Origin of the sequence: Propionispira raffinosivorans DSM 20765, from assembly GCF_000381065.1 — a bacterium.
Taxonomy (GTDB): domain Bacteria; phylum Bacillota; class Negativicutes; order Selenomonadales; family Selenomonadaceae; genus Propionispira; species Propionispira raffinosivorans.
In genome coordinates this window covers 1-1,544 of record NZ_KB905897.1, presented here as the reverse complement: position 1 = coordinate 1,544, position 1,544 = coordinate 1, and the positions used below count along the sequence as shown (strand labels likewise).

Genomic DNA, 1,544 nt, shown 5'->3' with positions numbered 1-1,544 from the left:
ATAATCCCATGGAGATTCGTTTTTCTCTCTTTCTTTTCTATTCTCTTCATAATTTTCCCGTTCTGGCGTTATTGCCAAATCCGGTCTCAATGCTTTGAAAGCCATATAATCTATTGGGGTTCCTGCGTTCAGGTTTTCCCGGACTGCCTGCGCATTTTCATAGGCTCCATATTCTTCATATATGCTAAGCCCTTTTGCCAAATTCCCCGTCATTCCATTATCAGTTGCTACATCCATATCAAATGACATTTGCTGTAACAATTCTAGAACCCCTATCCGCATAAAAGCCAGCCCTATTCAATAAGAGCTGGCTTTTAAATGAAGAATTCCATCTACTTAAGGGGTAAATCAATCTCTAGTGTAAACCATCGTAGATGGTTTACACATAATTCAGGATAGTCTCTTTAATAACTAAAAGTCAAACTTTAAATTACCCTTTTCCCATTCTGAAAGTGTCATCTTTGCATTAAATGCAGTAAGCCCTCTGGTATTACTCAACTCTAGCAAAACGGCCTTAGATCGGTCGGGTTGAATTGGAACTAAACTAATTGCAGTTTCCAACCTAACAAATCTATTTGAGTGTTCAAAAAATGGAACCAATTTTTCTAACCCATATTCCGAATTTAATTTTAATTCTTTTCGTATTTTTTGAATAACCCTTTGCTGTTTATTATACGTCTTGGAATCTCCTCGCTCTTGTGCATCCTCCCCCTTTATACAAGCTTCTATATATTCATCTATAATCTTCTCTAAAGGTCTCATATACAACCTCCTCTATTCAAATGGTGTAAATACCCACTTTCCAGCTGAATCTTTTACAACTGTACCATAATCTTTCAATGCATTCATCCCAAAGTCAAATTGCTCCTCAAAGCTTTTTGTTGCTAACCAATCTCTTATTGTTAACCCCCTTGTCCAGTATGGTTTTGATGAATATAACCCACTAATGCCACTATGAGCACTAGCCTTACCAGATTGCAGTGCAATTATATTTTCTACAGTATTTACTTCTTCCGGCAAAAATCCTGCTCTATTTGCATTTATCTGTGCTTGTTCTACTATGTGATGCCATTGATTTCCTGCCCCAGGCGATCCAAGATAAGCCTTCAATCCTTTAAAAGTCTTGTATCCGACTCCACTCACAGAACCTGTAACACCATCCATCGCTTGCCTGTTCATTATTTTGTCAGTTTCAGCTTCATCTGCTAGAAGTTGTGCATTAGCAGGATCATCAGGGTCAATCCCTTTCGCTCTTAGGATAACTCTTGCCATTTGAATAGCACTTTCATTTTCCCGTTGCGATAAGCCATCATTATACTGGTTTATATGCTCTTTAACAGCATCACTAATTGATGTACCTGCACCCCCATCACTTTCGTCATTTGTTACTGTTACAGAATTCTGATTTGGTACATAATAATCTCCGACAATATTGCCATCTTCATCGTATTCTCTTACATACTTTTTCCCATCTTCACCTACTACAATTTCCCCGTTTGCAGCTATTAATTCATTTGCTTTCTGCACATCAGGATCAGGTGTCG

At 38.0% G+C, this 1,544-nt stretch carries 3 protein-coding genes; all 3 read right to left on the bottom strand.

Translation table 11 applies throughout. The features are described from left to right. Window positions 1-261 (bottom strand): hypothetical protein (locus F606_RS0120240; protein WP_026329527.1); only part of this gene is annotated, 261 nt, incomplete at its 3' end. A 150-nt stretch (window positions 262-411) separates the two neighbouring features. Next, window positions 412-762: a DUF2019 domain-containing protein gene (locus tag F606_RS0120235; protein ID WP_019555679.1), complete on the bottom strand. Its 351-nt coding sequence runs from the start codon at window positions 760-762 to the stop codon at window positions 412-414. A gap of 12 nt (window positions 763-774) precedes the next feature. Further along, window positions 775-1,544: hypothetical protein (locus F606_RS23410; protein WP_211210121.1), on the bottom strand; the 770-nt coding region annotated here is incomplete at its 5' end.